This is a genomic window from Natrinema zhouii, assembly GCF_013456555.2.
Lineage (GTDB): Archaea > Halobacteriota > Halobacteria > Halobacteriales > Natrialbaceae > Natrinema > Natrinema zhouii.
This window is the reverse complement of record NZ_CP059154.1, coordinates 2,830,246-2,853,463: the sequence shown is the minus strand read 5'-3', so window position 1 is coordinate 2,853,463 and position 23,218 is coordinate 2,830,246. Positions and strand designations below refer to the sequence as shown.

The 23,218-nt window shown below is 63.9% G+C and carries 26 protein-coding genes; 13 read left to right on the top strand and 13 right to left on the bottom strand.

Going from position 1 to position 23,218, the window contains the following annotated elements:
* The 5 genes from HYG81_RS32890 to HYG81_RS32870 form a co-directional block, all read right to left on the bottom strand.
* Positions 1–738: a metal ABC transporter ATP-binding protein gene (locus HYG81_RS32890; protein ID WP_180840398.1), complete on the bottom strand. Its 738-nt coding sequence runs from the start codon at positions 736–738 to the stop codon at positions 1–3.
* On the bottom strand, positions 735–1,781 hold the full coding sequence (locus HYG81_RS32885) for a metal ABC transporter substrate-binding protein (protein ID WP_180840397.1): 1,047 nt from the start codon (positions 1,779–1,781) through the stop codon (positions 735–737). The genes HYG81_RS32890 and HYG81_RS32885 overlap by 4 nt, the downstream gene beginning before the upstream one ends.
* Positions 1,782–1,980: 199 nt before the next feature.
* The gene (locus HYG81_RS32880; RefSeq protein WP_180840396.1) at positions 1,981–2,403 is read right to left on the bottom strand and encodes a DUF7988 family protein; all 423 of its coding nucleotides are present in this window, start codon (positions 2,401–2,403) and stop codon (positions 1,981–1,983) included.
* Positions 2,404–2,884: 481 nt separating this feature from the next.
* Positions 2,885–4,057 (bottom strand): YhjD/YihY/BrkB family envelope integrity protein, encoded by a 1,173-nt coding sequence (locus tag HYG81_RS32875; protein ID WP_180840395.1) that lies wholly within the window; start codon positions 4,055–4,057, stop codon positions 2,885–2,887.
* 84 nt (positions 4,058–4,141) lie between these two features.
* Positions 4,142–5,107: a carbohydrate kinase family protein gene (locus tag HYG81_RS32870; protein WP_180840394.1), complete on the bottom strand. Its 966-nt coding sequence runs from the start codon at positions 5,105–5,107 to the stop codon at positions 4,142–4,144.
* An 83-nt stretch (positions 5,108–5,190) separates the two neighbouring features.
* On the opposite strand from HYG81_RS32870, the gene HYG81_RS32865 reads away from it, so the two are divergent.
* A complete protein-coding gene (locus HYG81_RS32865; RefSeq protein WP_180840393.1) occupies positions 5,191–6,321 on the top strand; it encodes a hypothetical protein in 1,131 nt (376 codons plus the stop codon).
* 68 nt (positions 6,322–6,389) lie between these two features.
* Here HYG81_RS32865 and HYG81_RS32860 read toward each other — a convergent pair whose 3' ends face one another.
* Positions 6,390–7,859 (bottom strand): aldehyde dehydrogenase family protein, encoded by a 1,470-nt coding sequence (locus HYG81_RS32860; RefSeq protein WP_180840392.1) that lies wholly within the window; start codon positions 7,857–7,859, stop codon positions 6,390–6,392.
* Positions 7,860–8,064: 205 nt separating this feature from the next.
* Here HYG81_RS32860 and dpsA point away from each other — a divergent pair, with 205 nt between their 5' ends.
* Positions 8,065–8,610 (top strand): DNA starvation/stationary phase protection protein DpsA, encoded by a 546-nt coding sequence (gene dpsA, locus HYG81_RS32855; protein ID WP_180840391.1) that lies wholly within the window; start codon positions 8,065–8,067, stop codon positions 8,608–8,610.
* Positions 8,611–8,750: 140 nt separating this feature from the next.
* Here the strand turns inward: dpsA and HYG81_RS32850 are convergent, their stop codons facing one another.
* Positions 8,751–8,918, bottom strand: a complete 168-nt coding sequence (locus HYG81_RS32850; protein WP_180840390.1) for a hypothetical protein — start codon at positions 8,916–8,918, stop codon at positions 8,751–8,753.
* 248 nt (positions 8,919–9,166) lie between these two features.
* Between HYG81_RS32850 and HYG81_RS32845 the strand changes: the two genes are divergently transcribed.
* Both HYG81_RS32845 and HYG81_RS32840 read left to right on the top strand, forming a co-directional pair.
* On the top strand, positions 9,167–9,490 hold the full coding sequence (locus tag HYG81_RS32845; RefSeq protein ID WP_180840389.1) for a hypothetical protein: 324 nt from the start codon (positions 9,167–9,169) through the stop codon (positions 9,488–9,490).
* Between the two features lie 67 nt (positions 9,491–9,557).
* Positions 9,558–10,097 (top strand): macro domain-containing protein, encoded by a 540-nt coding sequence (locus tag HYG81_RS32840; RefSeq protein ID WP_180840388.1) that lies wholly within the window; start codon positions 9,558–9,560, stop codon positions 10,095–10,097.
* 395 nt (positions 10,098–10,492) lie between these two features.
* On the opposite strand, the gene purM is transcribed toward HYG81_RS32840, so the two are convergent.
* From purM to HYG81_RS32825, 3 genes are all read right to left on the bottom strand, one after another.
* On the bottom strand, positions 10,493–11,488 hold the full coding sequence (gene purM, locus HYG81_RS32835; protein WP_180840387.1) for a phosphoribosylformylglycinamidine cyclo-ligase: 996 nt from the start codon (positions 11,486–11,488) through the stop codon (positions 10,493–10,495).
* Between the two features lie 108 nt (positions 11,489–11,596).
* The gene (locus tag HYG81_RS32830; RefSeq protein WP_180840386.1) at positions 11,597–12,226 is read right to left on the bottom strand and encodes a zinc metalloprotease; all 630 of its coding nucleotides are present in this window, start codon (positions 12,224–12,226) and stop codon (positions 11,597–11,599) included.
* A complete protein-coding gene (locus tag HYG81_RS32825; protein ID WP_180840385.1) occupies positions 12,226–13,995 on the bottom strand; it encodes a TraB/GumN family protein in 1,770 nt (589 codons plus the stop codon). Before HYG81_RS32825 ends, HYG81_RS32830 begins: the two co-directional genes overlap by 1 nt.
* Positions 13,996–14,165: 170 nt before the next feature.
* On the opposite strand from HYG81_RS32825, the gene HYG81_RS32820 reads away from it, so the two are divergent.
* On the top strand, positions 14,166–14,606 hold the full coding sequence (locus HYG81_RS32820) for an acyl-CoA thioesterase (RefSeq protein ID WP_180840384.1): 441 nt from the start codon (positions 14,166–14,168) through the stop codon (positions 14,604–14,606).
* A gap of 322 nt (positions 14,607–14,928) precedes the next feature.
* Here HYG81_RS32820 and HYG81_RS32815 read toward each other — a convergent pair whose 3' ends face one another.
* Positions 14,929–16,143, bottom strand: a complete 1,215-nt coding sequence (locus HYG81_RS32815) for a sensor histidine kinase (protein ID WP_180840383.1) — start codon at positions 16,141–16,143, stop codon at positions 14,929–14,931.
* Positions 16,144–16,309: 166 nt separating this feature from the next.
* Positions 16,310–16,537, bottom strand: a complete 228-nt coding sequence (locus HYG81_RS32810) for a hypothetical protein (RefSeq protein ID WP_180840382.1) — start codon at positions 16,535–16,537, stop codon at positions 16,310–16,312.
* 220 nt (positions 16,538–16,757) lie between these two features.
* Between HYG81_RS32810 and HYG81_RS32805 the strand changes: the two genes are divergently transcribed.
* The 5 genes from HYG81_RS32805 to HYG81_RS32785 all read left to right on the top strand — a co-directional run bounded on the left by HYG81_RS32805 (position 16,758) and on the right by HYG81_RS32785 (position 20,267).
* The gene (locus HYG81_RS32805; RefSeq protein ID WP_180840381.1) at positions 16,758–17,165 is read left to right on the top strand and encodes a DUF2267 domain-containing protein; all 408 of its coding nucleotides are present in this window, start codon (positions 16,758–16,760) and stop codon (positions 17,163–17,165) included.
* A 130-nt stretch (positions 17,166–17,295) separates the two neighbouring features.
* Positions 17,296–17,466: a DUF7576 family protein gene (locus tag HYG81_RS32800; protein ID WP_180840380.1), complete on the top strand. Its 171-nt coding sequence runs from the start codon at positions 17,296–17,298 to the stop codon at positions 17,464–17,466.
* 132 nt (positions 17,467–17,598) lie between these two features.
* Positions 17,599–18,243, top strand: coding sequence for a dienelactone hydrolase family protein (locus tag HYG81_RS32795; RefSeq protein ID WP_180840379.1), 645 nt, complete (start codon positions 17,599–17,601; stop codon positions 18,241–18,243).
* Between the two features lie 45 nt (positions 18,244–18,288).
* Positions 18,289–18,948, top strand: a complete 660-nt coding sequence (locus tag HYG81_RS32790; protein ID WP_180840378.1) for a helix-turn-helix domain-containing protein — start codon at positions 18,289–18,291, stop codon at positions 18,946–18,948.
* 359 nt (positions 18,949–19,307) lie between these two features.
* The gene (locus HYG81_RS32785; protein WP_340674426.1) at positions 19,308–20,267 is read left to right on the top strand and encodes a sensor histidine kinase; all 960 of its coding nucleotides are present in this window, start codon (positions 19,308–19,310) and stop codon (positions 20,265–20,267) included.
* 83 nt (positions 20,268–20,350) lie between these two features.
* On the opposite strand, the gene HYG81_RS32780 is transcribed toward HYG81_RS32785, so the two are convergent.
* Positions 20,351–21,310 (bottom strand): formyltetrahydrofolate deformylase, encoded by a 960-nt coding sequence (locus tag HYG81_RS32780; protein WP_180840377.1) that lies wholly within the window; start codon positions 21,308–21,310, stop codon positions 20,351–20,353.
* A gap of 477 nt (positions 21,311–21,787) precedes the next feature.
* On the opposite strand from HYG81_RS32780, the gene HYG81_RS32775 reads away from it, so the two are divergent.
* The 3 genes from HYG81_RS32775 (at position 21,788) to purQ (ending at position 23,170) form a co-directional block, all read left to right on the top strand.
* Entirely contained in the window at positions 21,788–22,102 is a 315-nt protein-coding gene (locus tag HYG81_RS32775) for a HalOD1 output domain-containing protein (protein WP_180840376.1), read from the top strand.
* A gap of 135 nt (positions 22,103–22,237) precedes the next feature.
* Positions 22,238–22,489, top strand: a complete 252-nt coding sequence (gene purS, locus HYG81_RS32770; protein ID WP_180840375.1) for a phosphoribosylformylglycinamidine synthase subunit PurS — start codon at positions 22,238–22,240, stop codon at positions 22,487–22,489.
* Positions 22,490–23,170 (top strand): phosphoribosylformylglycinamidine synthase I, encoded by a 681-nt coding sequence (purQ, locus tag HYG81_RS32765; protein WP_180840374.1) that lies wholly within the window; start codon positions 22,490–22,492, stop codon positions 23,168–23,170.
* The last annotated feature ends 48 nt before the right edge of the window (positions 23,171–23,218 follow it).

Here is a 23,218-nt window from a genome sequence, read left to right as displayed (position 1 = left end):
TCAGTGATGGTGATGGATGACTTGTCCCGTCGCGCCGTAGGCCTCGGTCAGGGCGTCGCTCTCGACGAACGATTCGGTGTCGCCGTGGTGGTACAGTTCCGTGTTGATGCAGGCGATCCGGCTCGCCCGGTCCGTGACGACGCCGATATCGTGTTCGATCAGGATGATCGCGATTCCCGACTCGTTGAGCGACTCGAGCAACTGGTAGAACGCGTCGCGGGACTCGGCGTCGACGCCGACGGTCGGCTCGTCGAGCGCTAGCAGGTCGGCCTCGGAGGCCAGCGCGCGTGCGATGTAGGCCCGCTGGCGCTGGCCGCCGGAGAGCTGATTGACCTGCCGGTCTGCGAGGTCGGTAATGGCGACCGTCTCGAGGGCCTCGTCGACGGCCGCGTGATCCTCGTCGGTCAGTCGGCTGTGGCCCGCGTGGGCGAACCGGCCCATGGTGACGACCTCGCGGACGGTGACCGGCATCGAGCCGCCGCGGTTGGTCGCCTGCTGGGAGACGTAGCCGATCCGCTCGCCGTCGTTGAAGTCGTCGACGGGTTCGTCAAATAGTTCGATCGAGCCGCTGTCGGGACTGCGCAGTCCGAGCATGAGATGCAGGAGGGTGGTCTTACCCGAGCCGTTGGGGCCGATCAACCCGAGGAAGTCGCCCTCCTCGACCCGCAGCGAGACGTTCTTCACCGCTGGCTGCTCGCCGTAGGCGAAGGTCACGTTCTCGAGATCGACGACGGTCACTGTGCGTCTAGTGCCTCTCTGAACGCGGGGACGTTTATCTCTTCCATCTGCTCGAGGTAGCCCCACCCCTCGTCCTGCCACGTCACGAGGGTTCCCGAGAGGTGCGTGATCGGCATCGCGTCGATCTCGTGGGAGGAGTCCCGAATGATGGTGTTGACCAGCGGCGGGTACTCGCCGTCGCGGTCTTCGAAGGGGCTGTAGAGGATCGTCTCGATCCCCTCCTCCTCGACCAGGTCGATCGTCGCCGAGATCGCGTCCTGGCTGGGCTCTTCCTGCGGAGAGACGCCGGTCGGCGTGTGGAGTTCGAACCCGTAGCGTTCCTGCAGGTAGGTGAACGAGTCGTGGCCGGCGAAGACGGCGGTTTGACGGTCTGCCGCGTCGACGAGGGCTTCGAACCGCTGGTCGAGGGCTGCGAGCTCGTCCGCGTACGCGGCGGCGTTTTCCTCGTAGGTCTCGGCGTTGTCCGGGTCGGCGTCGGCGAGTCCCGACGCGATGGTGTCGACGATATCCTGCGCGAGCACGGGGTCGAGCCAGACGTGCGGGTCGATCGACGATCGGTCGTGATCGTGTCCGTCGTGATTGTGCCCGTCATCGTGTTCGTGTCCGTCGTCGTGCGACGCTCCATCGTGGCCACCAGCGCCACCGGCCTCGCGGTCCCAGCCCAGCAACTGATCGTCGAGTCCCTCGAGCCCGTCGATCACGGTCACCGCGTCGTAGTCGGTCTCGAGCGTCGCCGCGATGTTCTGTGCCCAGGAAAACTCCGGCGTATCGAAGTAGACGAATGCGCCGGCGTCGGCGATATCTCGAGTGAGATCGCCGCCCGGCGACCAGCCGTGGCCGGGCTGTCCGGTCCCGACCGGATTTTCGAACTCGATCACGTCACCGCTCACCTGTTCGGCCCAGTCCCAGAGGGTAAAGAAGGCGGCATAACCGGTCTCGAGGTCCGCACTCGATGCATCGATGTCGTCGAGACAGCCGGCGACGGTGCCGGCGGCGACCGCGCTGGCTCCCCCCTTGAGCAACGCGCGTCGTGTCACGTTCATACTCGAAACTCGGTCTACCGGAGTATAAGGGTTATTATCTCGTTGGCCTATTTTATTAACTTCGAGCTTCGATGGTCGAGTCTGTTAACAAAAACTGGCGATATAGCGAGCCGAGTTAGTAGTCCGGTCGTTGCGAGCGGTACTGGTCGAGTGCTGTCGGTCCAGTGTCGTCGATGGTGCGCGGCGACCCGCGACGCGATCACTCGAGCGAGACCTCGAGTCGGATTCCATCCAGTCGACGATAGGCCGGCGGGCGATCCGGGTCGGAGTCGCGAACCACCTCGAACGCGTCGAACCGAATCACGAGCCGCCCGGGATCGATCGTCGCCCGGAGGACGGGGCCACGGCTCGTCACGACGACGTAGGGCGGTCCCGCCACAGGACTCACCGGGAGGTCGTACCCAGACGCTTCGATCACATCGGCGAGGACGCCCGGCAGGGCCTCGAGTATCCCGGCTTCCTCGAGGAGGCGGTGGAGTCCGTCGGCGACCGTCTGGCTATCGGTCGTTCGCGAGGTATCCCAGGGGTCGGCGACCGCGTCGGCACAGCTGTTGATTCCGTCGACGATCGACGCGTGATCCGTCTGGATCCGGCGCCGAACGTCACGGACTGGATGGGACACGGTTTTCGGTGGAACGGGGACTTACAAAGATGTCCCGACTCGGATCGCAGATGGGTTCACGGGGTAGATGTCGCGGTATCCGTTTCGCTCGCGTGATCTGAATGGTCGGTCCAATCACCACGCGAACGTGTCAACTCGCCCGAATATATTTGTACACCGACACCTAACGGTATGCTATGACTGCATTCGCTGACGGCTGGTCTTCAGAAATTCGCCGACTGCTTTTTATGGCTATCTCTGGAACGACAGCGGTTGCGTTGTCGTATAATTATGTCGTGACGGAGAGCTCATCGGACGCGTTTTTTGCGATCATCGGGGCAGGCATTCTGCTCACACTACTCGTGACTGCACCCGTATTGCTCACTGACCGAACATAGGATTCGGACCGATACGCGCACCGCCCCTACCGGACGTCCGATGAAGGACATGACAAACGGAGTAGAACGGTTCTCCGGCAGTCGCCGACCACGCACGGCCTCCATTAGTCGTCTCGACCGCCGACGACACCGACGTTCAGCGTCTGAACTCGTCTCAGGACGCCGCGCGCTCGCCGTCGCCACGGGGAACCCTGACGGGCCGCGAGTTCCCGGCGGAGTTGCTCGTTTTCGTCCTCGAGCTCGCCGTTATCCGCCTCGAGGCGATCGAGCCGCGCCTCGAGGTCGTCGACGCGGTCCTCGAGTCGGAACCGACGCGTCCGCTGGGCGTCTCGATCGTTTCGCAACTGATCGCGCTCCCGCTGGAGTTCGGTCAGTCGGGCCTCGAAGTGCTCGCGGTCGCGCCGACTCGAATCGACGAAGGGGCCGCGATCCGAGTCTTCGGGAATTCCCTCGAGTGACTCGTCTCCGGCAGCCGACTCGTCGGCATCGATATCGATGTGACCGGAGTGGGTGGCGTTGACGACGCCGCCCACGAGCAGTATCAGGCCGCCGAAGTAAAGCCACGTCAGTAAGAGCAGGATCGCCCCGATCGGCCCGGCCGACTCGGAACTGCTCGAGACGGCGACGTAGATCTGAAACAGCGACTGGAGGGCCGCCCAGCCGACGGCGGCGACGACGACGCCCGGCAGCACCTCGCGAACGGAGACGTCCACGTCGGGGAAGAGGTAGTACATCGGCAGGAAGGCGATCGTCAACCCGACGACGAGCAACAGCGGATTCAGCAGTCCGATGAAGGGGATACTGGGGAAGAACGCGAAGACGATGGTCGTCACCGCTGCGGCGACCAGCGCGACGCCGATCGTTCCGAAGACGACGGCACCGTCTCGCAACTGGTCGACCAGCGAGTTATCCCCGGTCGACGCGTAGATTTCCGAGAAGGCGGTATCGAGTCCGCGGAATATCTTTAACGACCCCCACAGGAGTGCGACGAGTCCGATGATCGACGTGCCGACGCTGCCGGTATCGCCTTCGATCCCGTCCTCGAGGATGATCTGCCCGCTCTCGGGAAGGAATCCCTCGGTCGTCGAAGAGACCTGCTGGGCGAGCGCCTCGTCGCCGACGAACGAGACGAGAAAGAAGACGAGGACGAGCAGCGGAATCAACGAGATAAACGCCTGATAGGCGATGCCTGCGGCCATGAACGTCACGTTCTTCTCCTGGATCCCCGCGACGATCGACTTCGCGAAGGGAACCGCGCCGCGAACGTTGATACCCATACCGCATTCTCCGCCACAAACCCGGATAGCACTCCGGCTTGCAACCACGCGGTTCACTTCGTCAGTGCTCCGAACGTCGATCCATCAATCCGACCCGCCCTCGAGCAGCGGGCGCACCGCTTCGCGCGTCGGCAACCCCGCCATCGCTCCCCTGGCAGTGGTCGCCGTCGCCGCGACCGCGTTCGCGAACGCCACCGCGTCCGCGAGCGGTCGCCCGTTCCGCAGGGCGGTGATCGCTCCGGCGACGAACGCGTCACCGGCCCCCATCGTATCGACGGTTTCGACTTCGAACCCCGGGTGATCGACCGTGTTCGCGGCCCACGGCGCACCGTCGTCCGCGACGGCGATCGCGCCCTCGTCACCCTTCGTCACGAAGACGGTGTGGACTGGTCCGCCTTCGATCGCCGCTCGCGCGTGCTCGGTCGGTGACTCACCCGCGAAACCGAGCGCCTCGAGTTCCGCCGCCGTCGCGAGACAGACGTCGACGTGGGCGAGCGCGTCGCCCACTACGCCCACGAACGCCCCCGTGTTCGGCCACAGTTCCGGCCGCAGGTTCGGATCGAACGAGACCGTACAGCCCGCGGCCGCGGCTCGCTCGAGCAGATCCAGCGTCGCCGCGCGCGACGGCCCGCTCGAGAGCGTCACGCCGCCGGCGTGAACCCACTCGCAGTCGGCCAGCGTCTCGTCGTCGATCCGGCCGGGCTTGAGGCGCGTGTCGGCGGTGCCGTCGCGATAGAAGGTGAACGAGCGGTCGCCGGTCTCGTCGTGCGTAACGAATGCGAGCGTCGTCTTCGCGTCCGGATCGCGCTCGACGAACCGGTCGGAGAGACCGTGTTCCTCGAGGACCCTCTCGAGGAACCGGCCGAACGGGTCCGCCCCGACGCGGGTCCAGAACAGCGGCGGGTCCCCGAGTCGGGCGAGCGCGACGGCGACGTTCGCGGGGGCACCGCCGGGACGACGCTCGAAGCCGGCGACGTCCTCGAGCGGGCCGGCCCGTTCGGGAACCCAGTCGATGAGCGTTTCGCCAGCGACGAGAACGTCGGAAGACATGCTCGAGTGTCCACCGCCGACGGCGGTAGTTCTGTCGACAGGTAAACTATATATAAGGGCTATTACAAACCGAATACATTCGTATGAAATACAGTTCACGCCGCAGACTTCTCGCGGCCGGGGCGAGCCTCAGCGCACTCGGTGCGGGCTGTCTCGACTACCTTTCAGATGACGGGACCGATGACTCGGAGGAACCGGACGAGAGCGACGAGAACGCCGGGAGCGACCTGTCTCCCCTCGAGCGCTGGGTCCCCACATCGGGGAGTTCGGAGCTCCTGTTTCACTACCGGGACCTCACCGCGGTTCGGCAGTACGAGAATGCCCTGCGAGCGGACGTGGTCGAATCCGTTCCGACGCTGCCGGACGGAGAGAGCAGCGAGGTCGTCGAACAGGTAGCTGATGGCAAGCAGACAGTGGACTCCGTGTGCAGGTTCGGTTCCAACGGCGTTGCCGGGAACGTCGTCGTCTCCGGTTCGTTCGATCCCGATGCGGTCGACGCAGACCTCGAGTCGGCGGCCGGCGCTTTCGAGGTCTTCGAGCGCGACGACGTTTCGATCGCCGTCTCCGCGGAGACGGTCGTCGTGAGCCCCGCCGACGGCGCGGATCTCGAGGCGATCCTGGCGGCGGGCGTCGAGGGAACCGATCGCCGAATCGATGCGCACGGGAACTTCGCGCAGTTGGCCGAGCGAGTCGGCGGCGGGACGTTCCTGTGGGGCGAATACGAAGGGAGCGACGACGGCGTCGGGGCCGCCGTTTCGTGGACGCTCGGTGCGGAGACGACGACGTATTCAGGTATCGGCATCTATGCCGACGCCGACGGGACGGACGAGTTCGAGGAATCATTGGCCGATCAGTCCGACGATATGACCGTCGAAACGGAGGGCAACGTCGGTATCGCGACGAAAACGATCCCGACTGAGGAATACGAGTATCAGGACCTGTTCGCCGAACGTGGTAGCCGACCGACGGAACCGTACGCGGGGGTGAGCCTCGATACCAATCGAAAACCGAACGCGGTCGTCGTGATGTATCACTCGAGCGGCACTGCCGATCGGGTCGAGGTGCGCGACGAGAGCGGGGTCCGCGTCGAGTTGACCGAGGTCGGCCAGGCCGAGACGATCGAGTACGAGTCCGGTACGTCGGCGACGATCACCGTCGTCGCCGTCGGAGATGGCGAGAAAAGCGTTCTCATGACCGAAACCGTCTCGTTCTAAGGAGGAGGACGCGAGAGCGAGTGCGAAGCGGGGGCGGAGCGGGCGGAAATCGATATCGGTCGGCCGACCTACAGGATGATACTCTTCTCGCGCATCATCGCGTGGATCGAGGCGTCGAGGCCCTCGCGGCCGATCCCCGAGTCCTTGTTGCCGCCGAAGGGAACGTCCCCGAGGCCGTGACTCGGCGCGCCGTTGATCCGAACCGCGCCGGCGTCGATGCGCTCTGCCATCCGCATCGCTCGTTTGTAGTCGTTCGTGAAGACCGCCGCGTCGAGCGCGAGGTCCGAGCCGTTCGCGATCTCGAGGGCCTCGGCCTCGTCCTCGAAGGTCGTGATCGCGGCGATGGGACCGAACTGCTCCTCGTCGACGATGCGGGCATCGTGCGGAACGTTCGCGAGCAGCGTCGGTTCGAAGAACTGGTTCGCGAGTTCGTCCGGGACGCCCTCGGGGGCGCGCCTCTCGCCGCCGCGGACGAGCTCGGCTCCCTTCTCGAGGGCGTCCTCGACGAGTGTCTCCACCCAGTCGGCCTGGTCCTCGCTGATGAGCGGGCCGAAGGCGGTGTCCTCGTCGAAGAGGTCGCCGGCCTGCCAGGCGTCCATCTGGCCGTCGATCAGGTCGACGAGGTCGTCGTGGACCGACTCGTGGGCGAGCACGCGCGAGATGGCCGAACAGCGCTGGCCGGCGTACTTGAAGGATCCCTTGGCGCAGTTGCCCGCGACGTCGGTGAGGTCGGCGTCGTCGAAGACGACCGCCGGGGCGTTGCCGCCGAGTTCCATGTGGAGGTTGACCATCCCACTCTCGCGGGCGACGTGTTTGCCCGCACCCGAGGAGCCGGTCATGGCGATCGCGTTGACGCGGTCGTCGCCGGCGAGCACGTCGCCGATCTCGCTGGCCTCGCCGGGGACGAAATTGAACGCGCCGTCCGGAATACCGTCAACGTCGGCGATGACGTCGGCGAGGATCGCCGCCGAAATTGGCGTCTTGCTCGCGGGTTTGAGCAGGACGCTGTTGCCGGCCGCGAGCGCGGGCGCGACCTGCAGGGCCGTTGTCGCCAGCGGGTAGTTGTAGGGCGTGATGCAGAGGACGGCTCCGATCGGTTCGTGCTTGACGATCGCCTGCCAGCCCTCGTGACCCGCCGTCGATCCCTCGCGGTACTCGCCCTTGCTGACGATGTTGCGCGCCTCCTCGGCCGCGCGATCGAACCGCTCCGCCGCCTGTCCGACCTCGCCGCGGGCCGACGAGATTGGTTTGCCCGCCTCGCGGACGATGACCTCCGCGAGCTCTTCCTCGCGCCCGCGGAGTCGGTCGGCGATCGTTTCACACCACTCGGCGCGCTCGACGACCGTGGTCTCTCGCATCTCTGGTTTGATCTCGTGGGCGGCCGCGAGGGCCGCTCGAGCCTCCGTCGGCCCTGCTGCGGCGACCTGCGCGAAGGTTCCGCCCTCGGCGAGGTCCGAAACCGACAGTACGTTCTCGGTCTCGAGCCACTCGCCGTCGACGTAGAGCCGCTCTCGCCGCTGTGCGATTCTGGTTGCCATAGTCGTCCCTTGGAGCCCATCACTGAAAATGTTTACTCAGACCCGAAAAAACAAAGAGTATATTGACGGTGTCGTTCGGTAACATGTGTATCGGCCTCGGAGCCCAAATATAACGTCAGAGTCGGAAACATATCTTTAGGTTCGCCAAACAAATGTTTACGCATGGGAAGGTTTTAAGTGGAAAGCGCGCCAACTACGAAGTAGGATGAGCACTCAAAAGACCGTCCGCCAGTCGGCTGACAGTGTCGAAGAGAACAAACTTCGCCTCGAGCAGGAAAAGGCCGAGCAGATCGTCGACGCGCTCAACACGGAGCTGGCCAACTCGTACGTCCTCTACCACCAGCTGAAGAAGCACCACTGGGTCGTCGAGGGCGCGGAGTTCCTGCCGCTCCACGAGTTCCTTGAGGAGGCCTACGAACACGTCGAAGGCGGTGCCGACGTCATCGCCGAGCGCGCGCAGGCGCTAGGCGGCGTCCCCGTCTCGGGTCCGTCGAACCAGGAGGAGCGCGCCACCGTCGAGTTCGAGGGCGAGGATGTCTACGACGTCCGCACGATGTTCGAAAACGACCTCGAGATGTACGGTGACATCATCGAGTCGATGCGCGGCAGCATCGAACTCGCCGAGAATCTCGGCGATCCCGCGACCGCCGAGATCCTCCGGGAGATCCTCGTCACGCTCGAGGAAGACGGCCACCACTTCGAGCATTACCTCGAGGACGACACGCTGGTGCTCGAGGAAGCGACCCACTGAACGCGACGCTGGCGGTCATTCGAAGACGAGATCCAGCGCCGACGATCGACCGAGTGTGAATTTTTTCGCCGATTACGAGCGATGGCGCGGTTCGCAGTCGATACCGACTGTGAGTCCGTGGGCCGCGAGTGACGACGAGTTCAGCGCCGGAGTTCGACGGTCAGATCCGTCGCGATCCAGCCGTCGTTGTTGTTCCGTTCGGTAAAGACGATCTTTCCGGGGCGGGTTTCGTGACTGCACACGACCGCCGGCGGCTCCTCGAGTTCCTCGTCGAGTTCGCGGTCCTCCCGTTGGGCGGGTACGTCCATTACGCTGAGTTAGGTGGGCCTAAATCTAAAAAGGTTTTGGTTGGCCTAAGATTCTGGAATAGGGATAGCTGTTGGGTCCGATGCATGTTCGCGACGGAATTCGACCGAGGGTCGCACGCTGTCAGTCGTATCGCGGCCTGCAGCACGGTTTGGCTACAGATCCGTCGGATAGTCATTGCCCCGTCTGTGGGAGAGCGGGCCACGCGAAGATAGCATCATTTTTCGGGACGGAACGAAACAGTCGTCATATGAGTTCACACGAGAACCGGTCACAGGGCGCAATGGGTCGGCGAGGACGGGACCTGATCGCTCACCTGTTCGACGTCGACGTCGAGCACGTCGAGTCGTTGAGCTGGTCGCTCGGGAATCGGGTCACCGTCGAAACGGGCGCAGACCGGCTGTTCCGATTCGACCACCGGCGGTCCACTCGAACGGTGACCGCGTTCGAGGTGACCGACTACACCTGTATTCTGCGACTCCGGACGCCGGTCGGCCGCGAGAAATTTTACGGAATCGCGAACGCCGACGTCGCGACCCGGCCGGTACGGGACGACTGGGTTCGAACGGACTGAGCCACTCGAGCACGGGTCGAGTAACACCACGAGTAGTTTCATTGGGTTCAATCTGGAACCCTCGCGTATGGAGTACGATATCATTCGGGGTGATATCGCCGCACAGTCCGCCGACGCGCTCGTGAATGCGGCCGGCACGAGCCTCCGGATGGGATCCGGCGTCGCCGGTGCGCTCCGCCGCGGCGCGGGCGAGGAGATTAACGAGGACGCGATGGCGAAGGGACCCGTCGATCTCGGTGCAGTCGCGGTCACCGACGCCTACGATCTCGACGCCGAGTACGTCATTCACGCGGCGGCGATGCCCCATTACGGCGACGGCGAAGCGACCAGTGAGAGCATCCGCGATGCGACACGCAACAGCCTCGCAAAAGCCGACGAACTCGGCTGTCAATCGCTCGTGATTCCGGCGCTGGGCTGTGGCGTCGCCGGCTTCGACCTCATGGAGGGTGCCGAGATCATCGGCGAGGAAATCGAGAACTACGAACCGGAGACGCTCGAGGACGTGCGGTTCATCGCGTACAGCGACGAGGAGTACGACGCGATTCGAGCCGCGACCGGCAGCGCCGACCAGTCGGAGATGACTGAAGCGGGCGAATCCGATCGGTGAGGGGAGCGATAGCGAACGCGTGACTCTTCGCGGTGGCTGGTTCGAGAAACGATCGACGACGAGGATTGTCTCAGACGACGGTCTCCCACATATGGCCGCAGCGCTCGCACTCGAATGTTCGATTAACCTCCGGACCGAGTAGTTCGCCATCGATTTCCGTTCCGTTGTCTCCCTTACAGTTCGGACAGCGTATGTCTTTCATAGGCACCACTGCGGCTGTCTCTGAGCCGAACAGCCCCGATACGGCCTCGTATGCTGCTCGAATTCATAGTAGCTTCGTTACTTCAGTTCATCACACTAGCAGCGCGCAGGCTGGTCGAAACTGGCCGAACGGATGGAACACAGTCGTCTCTAAATCAGGAGAGTGGCTGAAAACTGTCGGATCTCTCTCCCGCTCAGGACAGCGAGAGCCCGCGAATATCGACCGAATCGCCGTCTTCGACGCGGCCGATGAGCCGCCCGTCGGTCGCCGCGACCAGCCCGTTGGCCCTGTCCTCGGGCAGCGCGACGACGAACCCGGTCCCCATGTTGAACGTCCGGTGCATCTCCTCGTCGGTCACGTTGCCCTCCTCCTGGACGAACTCGAAGACCGGCTGAGCCGGCAGCGGGTTCTCGATGACGTACTCACGCTCGCCCATCCGCAGCAGGTTCGTCCAGCCGCCGCCCGTGACGTGGGCCGCCGCACGGACATCATGCTCGCGCATCGGCTCGAGCAGGCCCGTATAAATACGAGTCGGGCGCAGCAGTTCCTCGCCGATCGTCCGCTCCGGATTGAGCGGGAACTCGTCCGTGTACTCGTGGTCGCGAGTCACCGCCTCGCGAGCGAGGGTCAACCCGTTCGAGTGGATGCCGTTCGAGGGGAAGCCCACGAGGACGTCGCCGACCTGTGTCTCGCCCTCGAAAATCTCGTCTTTTCCGGCGAGTCCGGCGCACGTCCCCGCCAGATCGAACCCCTTCACGACCTCGGGCATCACCGCCGTCTCTCCGCCGAGCATGGTGAGGTCGGCCTGCTCGAGGCCCACCGCGAGACCTTCGCCGATCTGGTTCGTGAGTTCCTCGTCGGGCTCGTCGATCGCGAGGTAGTCGACGAACGCGACCGGTTCGACGCCCGCCGCGACGAGGTCGTTGACGTTCATCGCGATGCAGTCGATGCCGATCGTCGAGAAGTCCTCGATCGCTTCGGCGACGAGTAGCTTCGTCCCCACGCCGTCGGTCGCCAGCGCCAGATAGCGATCGCCGATGTCGAGCAGGCCGGCGTACTCGGTCCGCAGGTCGCTGCCGAAGGCCTCGAGCAAGGCGGCGGTCGCGTCCTCGCTGGCGTCGATGTCGACGCCGGTCTCGGCGTACGTGAGTCGCTCCGCATCGGTCCCCTCCTCGTCCGTGTCGGTCATACTCGAAGGACCTCTCGGGGCGAGCAAAAGGTCACCGGTCCGGCGGAGCTATCGATAGTATCGAGGAGAGCGCTCGAGATGTCGTCGAGCACGGATTCGACGAGGTTGTCAGAACAGGCCGACGTAGAAGATGACGAATCCGGCCAGCACCACGCTCGGCACGAACACCAGTGCGAAAACGCCCTTGTGCCACTGGAGGACGGACTTCCCGTCCAGCGGCCCGAATGGAATCATGTTGAACGCGGCCAAGATGAGGTTGATCCAGACACCCATCTGGCCGATCACGCCCAGCATTCCGGGAAGGATCATCAACGGAAGGAAGAGGAGCGCGAGCAGGTGATTCGTGACCGGTCCCGCAAGCGCGATCAACCCGTTCTCCCGTTGTGTGACGCTGCCTCGGTGGTAGACAGCCCCCGGTGCCGCGAAGAGGAAACCGACGAGCGCGCCCATAATTGCCAGAAAGAGCATCTGATAGTCAGCTCGAAACTCGGCGATCTGGCCGTGTTCGATCGCGACGACTTTGTGCGCGAGCTCGTGGAGCAAGAACCCCATCCCGACGGTGACGAGGCTCAACACGACCATCTCCACGAACAGCGCAATGTTTCCGCCCCGATGAATCGGCTCGAACAGGAGCGCGAACGCGGCGCTGAGCGTGAGCCAGGCGACGGCGAGATCGCGCAGTTCCGTGCCGCTGAACGTCAGTTTGGGGTCGGTGTCCCGCTCGGTTCGATAGCTCATTACAGCAGCCCCCGAAGCAACTCGAGACTGTTTTCGACGCCCTCGAGCAGGAGCCCCATCAGCGCGTCGACGCCGCCGATCTCGGGTGCCAGCCACGGCAACACGACGAACGGGAACAGCCCGGTCGCGATCATGCTCCCGATGTTCGTGAGCGCGACGATCATGATCAGGCGGAACAGCGGCACGTCGAACATCGCCGACATGGCGTCGTCGATCGACCGCTCGGTGTCGTCGATAATCTCGTTGAGCGTCTGGATGTCCCGGACGTTGACCGGCCGATTCCTGAGTTCGACGTAGCCGGCGAACCAGCCCGGTGCGAGCAGCGGGTTGATGCTCGTCAGCCACGCGACCGCGCCGCCGACGCCCGCGCTGGTCCAGCGCGCGCCGGCCAGTCGCGCCAGCGTGAACGCGAAGATTCCGTTGAACAGGAACCAGGCGACAAACACCTTCAGCAGGAACATGTTCCTAACTCCCGCCATGAGCAACAGGAAGAAGAAGGCGAAGAAGGCGACCATGATCAGGTAGCCGACGATCTTCAGCGGCGAAAACCGGCGGCTCGAGGCGGTCCCGGACAGCGACTCGATCGACGGAATCGCCGATGGGTTCCGCAGGTGACGTTCGATGCCGGCCCGATGACCGGCACCGACGACGGCGAGGACGTCGTACCCCTGTTCGCGGAGTTCGTGGAGGTTCGACGCGATGTAGGCGTCCCGTTCGTCGATCAGGGCGTTCGCGCCGCCCGGGCTGAACTGGCGAAACTCCTCCATCATGGCGTCGACGACGTTGCCGTCGGTCATCTCCTCGATATCGATCTCCTCGATTTCCTCGACGTCGCCGCCGACCGCGTCCAGCGAGAGGCCGAGGACTGCACCGAGTGTCACGCCGATACCGAGTCCGGCCAGCGTGCCAACCGTCCCGCGGACCGCGTAAACGCCGGCGTTCTCGACGCTCGCCGCGGAGAACGGCCCGACGAAGGTCTCGGTTGCCACCAGTGCGAGACAGCCGACGACGCCGAGGACGACCCCGGCGAATATCCGTACCGAAAAGCCGGAGAGATAGCCGCCCGTATATCGCTCGACGGACTCGAGCGAGGGGAGAAAGATGAGGCCGACGAAGAGACCGGCGAACGCGCCGATTGCAGCGCCGCCGGCGTACTGGAGCGGGGAGGAGCCCAGACCACCGAGCAACAGGAGATCGCTCAGACCCAGCACGGGCGCGAGAAACGCACCGAAGATCAGGCCGGCGACCATCCCGGCGACGGCACCGAAGGTGAACCCGATCGTTCGGGGATCGGTCACTCCGAGCGCGAGGCCGCCGACCATCTTGAGTTTCTCGGTGAACGTGAGCCGGCTCCAGAAGCGCTGGATCGTCACCTGGATGTCGCGGTCGACCAGTGCGACGCCGTTGCCGTTCGCTTCGGCGGCCTCGATGGCCGCTCGCATGTCGGCACCGGGCTCGATATCGAACTGGTCGCCCAGGCGAGACTGGACGTACGAGAGCATCCAGTAGGCCAGAAACTGGAAGACGGTGTTGCCAGAGAGGAGGTCCTCCGCTTCGATGTCGTCGGGCGTTCCGCCCTTCATCTGACGGTACCGGCCGTCATCGAGTTCGACGGCGACGATATCGGGGTCCTTTCGGTCGATCGTTTCGCGAACCTCGTCGACGCTCGCTTGCGAGACGTGTGCCGTCCCGAGGACCTCGACGGAGCCGCGCTCGCGGTCTGGGGGGGCTGGCGGCTCCGGCACGTCGGCCTCGCCTGCATCGCTCATTACCGGCTCAACTCGACGGCGACTTTTACCAGTATCGAACTGCGAACCCGTGTGAAATGCCGGAGCGATAGCGCTGATCGGACGGGCGAAAATCGGAGAGTTGCCCGTCTCCGGCTGACATCCCGCCGGTCAGAGCAAGACTGATTGCCGGCGTCGAAAAACGTTGGTCAATGACGGATCTCCTCGAGACGGTGATCGAGAACCGCGAAATGGTACAGCCAAACCACGCCAACATGCTCGAGACGGCCCACGGTGGCCACGTCATGAAATGGATGGATGAGGTCGGCGCGATGTCTGCAATGCGGTTCTCGGGGGAGACCTGTGTCACCGCCCGCGTCGATCAGATGAACTTCGAGCGGCCCATCGCCGTCGGCGACACGGCCTTCATTACCGCCTACGTCTACGAGGCGGGCACCTCGAGCGTGAAGGTTCGACTGATCGCCGAGCGCGAGGACCTGCGGACGCGTGAGCGCGAACAGACGACCGAATCCTACTTCGTCTACGTGGCAATCGACGAGGACAGTTCGCCGACGACGGTCCCGGAGCTGACCGTCAGCACTGAGGAGGGTGAGCAGCTTCGGCGGGCGGCGCTCGAGAACGAGGCAGAGTAGTCCGGTCGTTCGTGAGTGAACAGTCGGAGTAGGGAGGTCGGGCACCGGCAGTCAGCGGATCGGAATCAAATCGTGTCAGTTGCGACTATAGCCGGTCCGTTCACGTGTGAATTAAATAGCCGATTCTGGCGGAGGTGGGATGGGAGAAGTGTCCTGCTCTCGTGGCAACAGGGAATCGCCACGTCCTCCCCAACCGATTCGTTCGCTTCGCTCACTCATCCCTCGCGCAATATCGTCAGCTGACCTCACTCTCGTTCGGCCAGCCGACAGCGCGCGCCACCGCACGCCGGTTGACCGGTCCGGAGTGAAACATCGCTTCCCGTTATCGGACGCTCGAGCTGACGTCGGCCTCAGAGTCACTCTCTCGAGGAAGGTCATCGGTCGCCGGCTGCCGTGCATCGATCGTCGGAACCGTGAAACGGAAGGTAGCTCCATCGCCAGTGTCGGATTCGACCCAGATCTCCCCGTCGTGGCGCTCGACGATCCGTTCGCACAGCGCGAGTCCGATCCCTCCTGTATTGGATTCTGGCGGTTTGTTCCCGATGGAGAGCGTCTCGAACACGTTGAAGATTCGGTCGTGGTACGCGGGGTCGATCCCGATACCTTCGTCGTCGATGGAGAACTGCCAGCCGTCGTCCGTCCGTTCGACCCCGACGTGGATCTGCGGCGACTCGTCCCCGCTGTACTCGAGGGCGTTCGAGAGCAGGTTTCGGAACACGTGTGCGAGCTGGTCCCCGTCGCCCCTGACGATCGGCATGTCGTCGGCGGTGATCGTCGCGTCCGTTTCGTCGATCCGGAGCCGGAGATCATCGAGAACGCCCTCGAGAACGATCTCGACGTTCGTCGGCTCGAGTGGCGCGCCGTGCGTGGAGACGCGGGAGTATTCGAGGAGGCTCTCGACCATCGCTCGCATTCGATCGGCTCCCTCGACCGCGAACTCGATGAACTCCCGACCGTCCTCGTCGAGCTCATCTCGGTACCGGCGATCGACCAGCGTGAGGTAGCTCGAGACCATCCGGAGCGGTTCCTGCAGGTCGTGGGAGGCGGCGTATGCGAACTGCTCCAGGCGTTCGTTCGCCGTCTGGAGCTGTTCGATCGTTTCCTCTAACTCGAGCGCTCGCGATTTGGCGCGGGCGTCGTGGATCCCGGCGGCGAACCCGGCGACGCTCCCGATGGCGGTGAGGATCAGCAGGTTCTGGAGCGGGTCCCGAAGCCCGGCGGCCAGCTCCATGAGGCCGAGCAGGGCGAGCATGACCCCGATACCGCCGACACACCACTTCGCGACGACGGCAAATACGTCGGGTCGAATATCGGTTCGCGGCAGTCGATACCCGCCGTACAGAAGGATAGCACCCGGGCCGCCGACCAGGATCAGCATCACCAGGTCGATCCCGATGTCCGTCTCGACGATGAACGGGTGAGCGACGGCGAACGCGATGTAGAGTCCGCCGAGGATGAGGAGAATCTCTCGCCCACCGAGAGACGGCCGGATGGTCCGTTCGTCATCGACGGAGGGAGTGTCGTCCGGCTGAGCCACGGTCTGTATCTGACAGTCGACCCCTATTAATATGACGCCCCTGACGAACGAGTCGCTACGAGATGCAAGGTTCAATGTCGGGACGGCTGGTACGATTCACGGCAGCGAAAGCCGTGGGCCGGATTCGACTCCGATGTGAGAAGTCGCTGGCCGACGCGAAAAAGCGCTACTCTGTGTCGACCGATTTCGATCTCGGATCGCGCTCCTTGACCTCCTCAAGGGTCCCCTCGAGGGTTCCGCGCGTTTCCGCGACGGTCGCACCGACGAGGCCGCCGATCGCACCGCCGGTACTCGCGGCGTTTCGGCTGAACAGTCCACCGATTCCTGCACCGATTGCCGCGCCCATCGCTGCGTAGCGAGCGCGAAGCAACACTGCCGTTATCCGTTCTCTCATATATTGCACATAGTAACAGTGACGGATAAATATGTCTCTTGAATGTGCGGCGAGACGCGAGAACCGCGGACTGTGCGACCGATGAGTCACTCGTTTCCGTGGCTACGATAGTTGTGAGGACCCGACGGCTCGAGCCGTCGTCACCAGTCGTGAGGTAGCCGAACCGAGGCTTGCATCTGAGTGCCCAACCCCGATACCGGTCACGAGTGAAGTACCGCATATGCAAGACGAGGAATTCTACGGACTGGTACAGGAAGCGGGCCACCTCGACACGATGGATCGCGCGCAGGCCGCGACCGAGGCCGTCCTCGAGACGCTCGGCGAGACGCTGACCGGCGGCGAGGCAGAGAACGTCGCCGCACAGCTCCCCGACGAACTGGCCGGACTCGTCGAGGACGCCGACCACGACGGGGCCGGCTACGACCGGGAAGACTTCGTCGAGCGAGTGGGCGAACAGCTCCGCGGCACCGATGTCGAAGCCGACGACGCCGAACAGTACGCCGACGCGGTCACCGACGCCCTCGCGGTCGCGCTGACCGACGGCGAGCTACAGGATCTGAAATCCCAGCTCGACGACGACCTCGATCCGCTGTTCGAGGGCGTGACGATCGATCGAGAGAACGCGTAGCGACACCGAAAGCGAACCCGAAATAGCGCTGTGCTCCGCCTACGGTGTCTGAGCCGCGGGATTCGACTGGCAGTGGCCGATACGGCCGGAACGGATTCGTTAAAGTGGGTCTCGTCCCACCTGTCAACCGATGACTGACTCGACGGACGAGGACACACCCGACTGCCGACACTGCGGCGATCCCGTTGGATCGTCCGCCGAACAGCGCGTGATCACGACGGTCGAAGACGGATCGACCGTCTACAAACACTTCTGTAGCGACGACTGCCGCGAGGGCTGGGAATCGTCGACCGACGCCTGACCGGAGACGACAGCTCCGGATCCCGTCACGTCTCCGTCCCCTCGAGCAGCGGCGACGCGACGGATGAACGGAAACATGTCACTCGCACTAGCGACCCCAACAGTCAACCGCGCGCGAGGCGGAGCGCCGGCTATGACGCCCGACGGAATCCACACCGTCACCGACATCCCGACCGACGACGCCACCCTCGAGGGCGAACTGGTGGTGCCGTCGGAGTCGACCGGACTGGTCGTCTTCGCTCACGGTAGCGGGAGTAGCCGGCACAGCCCGCGAAACAACGCCGTCGCAGCGACGCTGCGCGAGCGAGGGCTCGGGACGCTCCTGTTCGACTTGCTCACCGAAACCGAAGACCGGCATCGGGAGAACCGGTTCGACATCCCGCTACTGACCGATCGGCTCGTCGCGACGACCGAGTGGGTCCGCGAGCAGCCGGCAACGAGTACGCACTCGATCGGCTACTTCGGTGCCAGTACCGGAGCCGCAGCGGCCCTTCGCGGTGCGGCCCGCCCGGAGACGACGATCGATGCGGTGGTCTCGCGGGGCGGCCGAGTCGACTTGGCGGCCGACGTCGTCAACGAGGTCACCGCACCGACCCTGCTCGTCGTCGGCGGCGAGGACGAATCGGTCCGCAAGGTGAACCGAGAGCTCTACGAGGGGCTCGCCGTCGAACGAGATCTCCGGATTGTCGAAGGTGCGGGCCACCTCTTCGAGGGGGAGGGAGAACTCGAGACGGTCGCCGGCCATGCTGCGGACTGGTTCACCGACTACCTCGAGTGATGTGTCTCAGACAGGACTTTATCGCTGGAACGCAACGACTGCACAATGGCCACTGAGGCGACGTTTACGGTCCCGTCCGACGAATTCCCGCTCGGGAGCGTGTTCGAGCGGCTGCCGGACGTGACGATCGAACTCGAGCGAATTATTCCGGCACGGGACGTGGTCGTGCCCTACTTCTGGGTTCGAGGAACTGCAATCGACGACATCGAGAGCGCGTTTCCCGATCATCCGGGCGTCAAGCGCATCGAACTCGTCGATTCCGTTGAGGACGAGTATCTGTTACGCGTCGAGTGGACGCTCGAGTACGACGGCGTGCTGAGCACGCTGACGGAGACGAGGATTCCGCTCATCAAAGCCGTCGGGACGAACCAGCAGTGGACGTTCGACGTTCGCGGGGACGATCGAAGCGATATCGCGACCTTTCAAAACCGCTGTCGAGAGCTGGAGATTCCGATCACGCTGACGAAGCTTCACGCGCTCACTCCCATCGAGACGGACACCGAGGCGGCGTTGACGGATCCACAGCAGGAGGCACTGATACTCGCCTACGATCGTGGCTACTTCAACTCGCCGCGCGAGGTGACGATGGAAGAACTCGGGGCCGAACTCGGCATTACGCAGCAGGCCGTCGCGTCTCGCCTCCGACGCGGGATCGACCAAATTCTCGGGGGGACGCTTCCCGGGTTAGCGGATCCATCGCGGTAGACTATTTAAAGGAGTTGTATAGTAAAAAGTGATCCTGAACAGCTTCGCCGTTCGTATGAGAGATAGTGGTTGGGAAGTCCAGCGAGTTCGACGCGGTTTGGGAATCATACCTGCAGAAGCTGAGCCGTTGGCATCGCGTCATTCCCGCGCTGGGTTTCCTGATTCTGCTCGGTGCGATTGGAAGGGCGATCCACACGTTAGGCAGTAACGGCATCCTTCTGGAAGCGATACTCGATTTGCTCCTGATCGGCTCGCTCGGAGCCGTAATGTTGTACAGCTGGGCCTGGTTACCGGGCAGTGATATTCCACCCAGGTTTTACCCTCGTATCGTGACGCGAGTCGCCGGTGGTATCGCCGTTATGGCAGTCGTGTTCGGCCTGCGCATGCTCCACCCGGGCGTTACCGTCGATTTCACGTTCGGGACTCAGGCCGTGATGCTCGCGATCGGCACTCTCGCGGGACTGGGAATCGGGGTCTACGAAGCCCAGAACCTCATTCAGGCCGAACTGCTCGAGGAGAAAAACGACGAGTTGAAACGAGCCGAAGAGCGCCTCGAGGAGTCGGTCACCGAGCTGGAAGCGTCGAACGAACAGTTAGAACAGTTCGCGTACGCCGCTTCCCACGACTTACAGGAACCGCTCCGCATGGTGACGAGCTACCTCCAGTTGCTCGAGAATCGATACGGTGACGAACTCGACGAGGACGGCGAGGAGTTCATCGAGTTCGCCGTCGACGGTGCCGACCGGATGAAAGGGATGATCGACGGTCTGCTCGAGTACTCCCGGGTCGAGACGCAGGGAGACCCGTTCGAGGCCGTCGATATGGACGTCGTTCTCGACGACGTGCTCACGGACCTGCAGTTCAAGATCGACGAGACCGACACCGAAATCACACGAGAGGAGCTGCCGACCGTCGACGGCGATGAACGCCAGTTACAGCAACTCTTCCAAAACCTGCTGAGCAACGCGATCGAGTACAGCGGCGACGAACCGCCGCGGATACACGTGTCGGCAGCGCGCGAGGGGTCCGAGTGGATGATTTCGGTTCGCGACGAGGGCGTCGGCATCGATGCCGACGATACCGACCGAATTTTCGAGATTTTCCAGCGCTGTCACTCGACCGAAGAGCAAGCCGGTTCGGGAATCGGGCTGGCGCTGTGTAAACGGATCGTCGAGCGCCACGACGGGGAACTCGGGGTCGACTCGGAGTCCAGAGCGGGGTCGACGTTCTTCTTTACGCTTCCGAGCGCCGTCGAACGATCGGACGCACCGGATGCCGTCGCTCAGCCGGTAGAAGCGAACGCGCAGACCGGTAACTAACGATTCGACGGCGAACGAAATCGATTCAGCCACTGGCTGTGGCGGAGACCGATCGCTGAGAGAACAGCCCTCGATTCGGGCAGTTATTGATCCTTGGCAACGGCGCTGCCGATCCCGTCGACCGGCCGATCGGGCGTGAACTCCTCGATTTCGTCGGGGAGACCGAGCTGGTAGTCGGTCCCGTTCTCCCGGACCGACGTTCGACCGCGGTGGACCGACACGTCACCGTTCAGGTGGAGCTGGACGGCCTCGAGCAGGGCGTCAGCCTCGAGGGGCTGGCCGCGGCGTTTCATCTCGTCGAGGTCGGCGTCGTCGGGGACGTCGAACGCGCGCTGGGTGATGATCGGCCCCTGATCGAGGTCGGTCGTCACGTAGTGACCGGTGACGCCCGCGACCCGAACGCCCTCCTCGACGGCCTGCCGGTAGGCTTCCGCGCCGGGGAACGCCGGCAGCAGTGACGGGTGGACGTTGATGATTCGATCCTCGTAGCGGAAGACGACGTTCGGGCTGAGGATGCGCATATACCGTGCGAGGACGATCAGGTCGACGTCGTACTCCGCGAGGAGTTCGAGGAGTTGGTCCTCGTTTTGCTGGCCGCCCTCGTCGCCGATATCGTGGAACGGCACGTCGTAGTGCTCGGCCAGCGGCTGGAGGTCGTCGTGGTTGCCGATGACGACGCCGATGTCGGCACCGAGTTCGTCGTTGGCCCACGCCTCGAACAGCGCCTCGAGGCAGTGGCTCTCCTTCGTGACGAGGACGGCGATCTGCTGGTTCTCGCGGTCGGCGGGGAATCGGACCTGCACGTCGAGTCCGAGGTCGTCGCCGAGGTCGTGGAGGTCGTTCCGGAGCGTCTCCTCCGTACAGACCATATCGGTCGTGTCGACGGCGAGATACATCCGAAAAACGTCGTCGCGAACTGCCTGATCGAGGTCTTCGATGTTGAGCCCGCGCTCGAACAGAAGGCTGGTCACCCGGGCAATGAGTCCGGTGTCGTCGTCTCCGATCACCGTAATCTCAGTTACGTCGGTCGTCACCGCTGCCACCTCCGCTCGAGCGAATGTCGCTTCATCACGACGGAACTCAGTCTACGAGCGGCTAAAAGTCCTGCTTTCCGTGGAGGTGTGTGAGAATCGTTCGTGAGGGAATCTCCATACGCCGCGGGCGTGGCAGAACGGCTGCCGATCGTGTCGGCGCCACGATACAGCGGTCGTCGGCGACGCACTGACGGGAATTCCGGTCGCTCGAGCACGGACGCGGCTGTCGAACGGCGGTCGGCGCATCCGATCAGCACACCGGTTTGCCCGATGGCCATCCCCTCCCAGTAGACACGACCCCGGTCACTCCGTCGACCACGTCAGCCGTATGACGGACGCCTGCAATCGGCCTCCCACCTGTCGCTCGAATTTCTTTCTTTTGTCGTACAATGCGTTGTAAGATGTCTGACAGGGTTTTATGCTATCCACTGTGGTACGGTGTTTCAGTCACTCCGAGTGACAGTCGCCAACCGAAGGGTGAACACAATGACGGCAACACCACACGATCACGGCCGATCACGAATCGATCGCGAACGGGAGACGGCGTTCGTCTCACACAACTGGGCGGGAACGGAGTCCCTGACGCACACGATTATCTCGACGGTCGCGGAACTCTCGGACATCGACCCGACCGAGGTCAATCGACTCTACGACCGGATCGATCCGGAAAGCCTCGAGACGCTCTTCCAGCCGACGAACGGGACTGCGAGCCGGAATACTGGCCAGGTATCGTTCCAGCTGGACACGTACACGATCACCGTCCACGCGACGGGCGACATCGTCGTCGCGCGAGCGGCGTAATCGGCCGTTGGGCGACTGCCGGCTCGAACCCGGCGACGCGAGACTCCCACCGCCAGAGGCTCATCAGTATCCACGAACGTGCATTACGGAGCCAAGACGAAAGCGTTTTTGAGCACGGTTACGGGGTATCAGATAATGACCGCCTACACCGCGACGGTGACGGTTCGACTCAAACGGGGCGTGCTCGATCCCGAGGCCGAGACCACGAAGCAAGCCCTCGAGCGGCTGGGCTTCGAACTCGAGGAGTTGCGAGCGGCCGACCGGTTCGAAGTCGACCTCGAGGCCGACTCCGCGGGCGGCGCGCGCGAGCGAGCGGACGAGATGGCCGAACGGCTACTGGCGAACCCGACCATCCATGATTACGACGTGGAGGTCTCGGAACGGTAGATGACGGTTTCGATCATCAGATTCGGCGGTTCGAACTGCGACCGCGACGCCGAGCGCGCGCTCGCTCACCTCGCGATCGACGCCGAAATCGTCTGGCACGAGGACGGCCTCCCCGCGGAGACGACGGGTATCGTGCTTCCCGGCGGGTTTTCCTACGGCGATTACCTCCGCGCGGGGGCGATGGCGGCCCGCTCCCCGATCATGGCCGAGGTCCGCGAGGCCGCAGCCGACGGCGTCCCCGTCCTCGGCGTCTGTAACGGCGCACAGATCGGCTGTGAGTCGGGACTCACCGAGGGCGCGTTCACGACCAACGAGAGCGCCCGCTTCCAGTGCGAACACGTCTTCTTGCGCGTCGAGCGCGACGACACGCCCTGGACCGCCGCCTACGACGAGGGCGAGGTCATCGAAGTCCCCATCGCTCACGGCGAGGGTCGCTATGAGATCGACGACGATCGGCTGGCCACCCTCGAGGACGAGGGGCGGGTCCTCTTCCGGTACTGCGACGAAACCGGCGAAACGGGCCCCGACGTGAACCCGAACGGCTCCAAACACAACGTCGCCGGCGTCCTCGGCGAGCGCGAGTCGGTCGCGGTGTTGATGCCCCATCCAGAACGCGCGACGCTTCCCGACATCGGCCCGACCGACGGGCAGGGGATCCTCCGCGGGTTCGAATCTGCGTAACCCGGTTTAGGCCCGCTTAGAAGGTCGTTTTCGACCCCTTCGATGCAG

Bases quoted from the DNA above. Each gene is read 5' to 3' on its own strand.
- HYG81_RS32885 (WP_180840397.1), bottom strand. From the start codon at position 1,781: ATGAACGTGACACGACGCGCGTTGCTCAAGGGGGGAGCCAGCGCGGTC.
- HYG81_RS32875 (WP_180840395.1), bottom strand. From the start codon at position 4,057: ATGGGTATCAACGTTCGCGGCGCGGTTCCCTTCGCGAAGTCGATCGTC.
- HYG81_RS32870 (WP_180840394.1), bottom strand. From the start codon at position 5,107: ATGTCTTCCGACGTTCTCGTCGCTGGCGAAACGCTCATCGACTGGGTT.
- HYG81_RS32865 (WP_180840393.1), top strand. From the start codon at position 5,191: ATGAAATACAGTTCACGCCGCAGACTTCTCGCGGCCGGGGCGAGCCTC.
- HYG81_RS32860 (WP_180840392.1), bottom strand. From the start codon at position 7,859: ATGGCAACCAGAATCGCACAGCGGCGAGAGCGGCTCTACGTCGACGGC.
- dpsA (WP_180840391.1), top strand. From the start codon at position 8,065: ATGAGCACTCAAAAGACCGTCCGCCAGTCGGCTGACAGTGTCGAAGAG.
- HYG81_RS32850 (WP_180840390.1), bottom strand. From the start codon at position 8,918: ATGGACGTACCCGCCCAACGGGAGGACCGCGAACTCGACGAGGAACTC.
- HYG81_RS32845 (WP_180840389.1), top strand. From the start codon at position 9,167: ATGAGTTCACACGAGAACCGGTCACAGGGCGCAATGGGTCGGCGAGGA.
- HYG81_RS32840 (WP_180840388.1), top strand. From the start codon at position 9,558: ATGGAGTACGATATCATTCGGGGTGATATCGCCGCACAGTCCGCCGAC.
- purM (WP_180840387.1), bottom strand. From the start codon at position 11,488: ATGACCGACACGGACGAGGAGGGGACCGATGCGGAGCGACTCACGTAC.
- HYG81_RS32830 (WP_180840386.1), bottom strand. From the start codon at position 12,226: ATGAGCTATCGAACCGAGCGGGACACCGACCCCAAACTGACGTTCAGC.
- HYG81_RS32825 (WP_180840385.1), bottom strand. From the start codon at position 13,995: ATGAGCGATGCAGGCGAGGCCGACGTGCCGGAGCCGCCAGCCCCCCCA.
- HYG81_RS32820 (WP_180840384.1), top strand. From the start codon at position 14,166: ATGACGGATCTCCTCGAGACGGTGATCGAGAACCGCGAAATGGTACAG.
- HYG81_RS32810 (WP_180840382.1), bottom strand. From the start codon at position 16,537: ATGAGAGAACGGATAACGGCAGTGTTGCTTCGCGCTCGCTACGCAGCG.
- HYG81_RS32805 (WP_180840381.1), top strand. From the start codon at position 16,758: ATGCAAGACGAGGAATTCTACGGACTGGTACAGGAAGCGGGCCACCTC.
- HYG81_RS32800 (WP_180840380.1), top strand. From the start codon at position 17,296: ATGACTGACTCGACGGACGAGGACACACCCGACTGCCGACACTGCGGC.
- HYG81_RS32795 (WP_180840379.1), top strand. From the start codon at position 17,599: ATGACGCCCGACGGAATCCACACCGTCACCGACATCCCGACCGACGAC.
- HYG81_RS32790 (WP_180840378.1), top strand. From the start codon at position 18,289: ATGGCCACTGAGGCGACGTTTACGGTCCCGTCCGACGAATTCCCGCTC.
- HYG81_RS32785 (WP_340674426.1), top strand. From the start codon at position 19,308: ATGGCAGTCGTGTTCGGCCTGCGCATGCTCCACCCGGGCGTTACCGTC.
- HYG81_RS32775 (WP_180840376.1), top strand. From the start codon at position 21,788: ATGACGGCAACACCACACGATCACGGCCGATCACGAATCGATCGCGAA.
- purS (WP_180840375.1), top strand. From the start codon at position 22,238: ATGACCGCCTACACCGCGACGGTGACGGTTCGACTCAAACGGGGCGTG.
- purQ (WP_180840374.1), top strand. From the start codon at position 22,490: ATGACGGTTTCGATCATCAGATTCGGCGGTTCGAACTGCGACCGCGAC.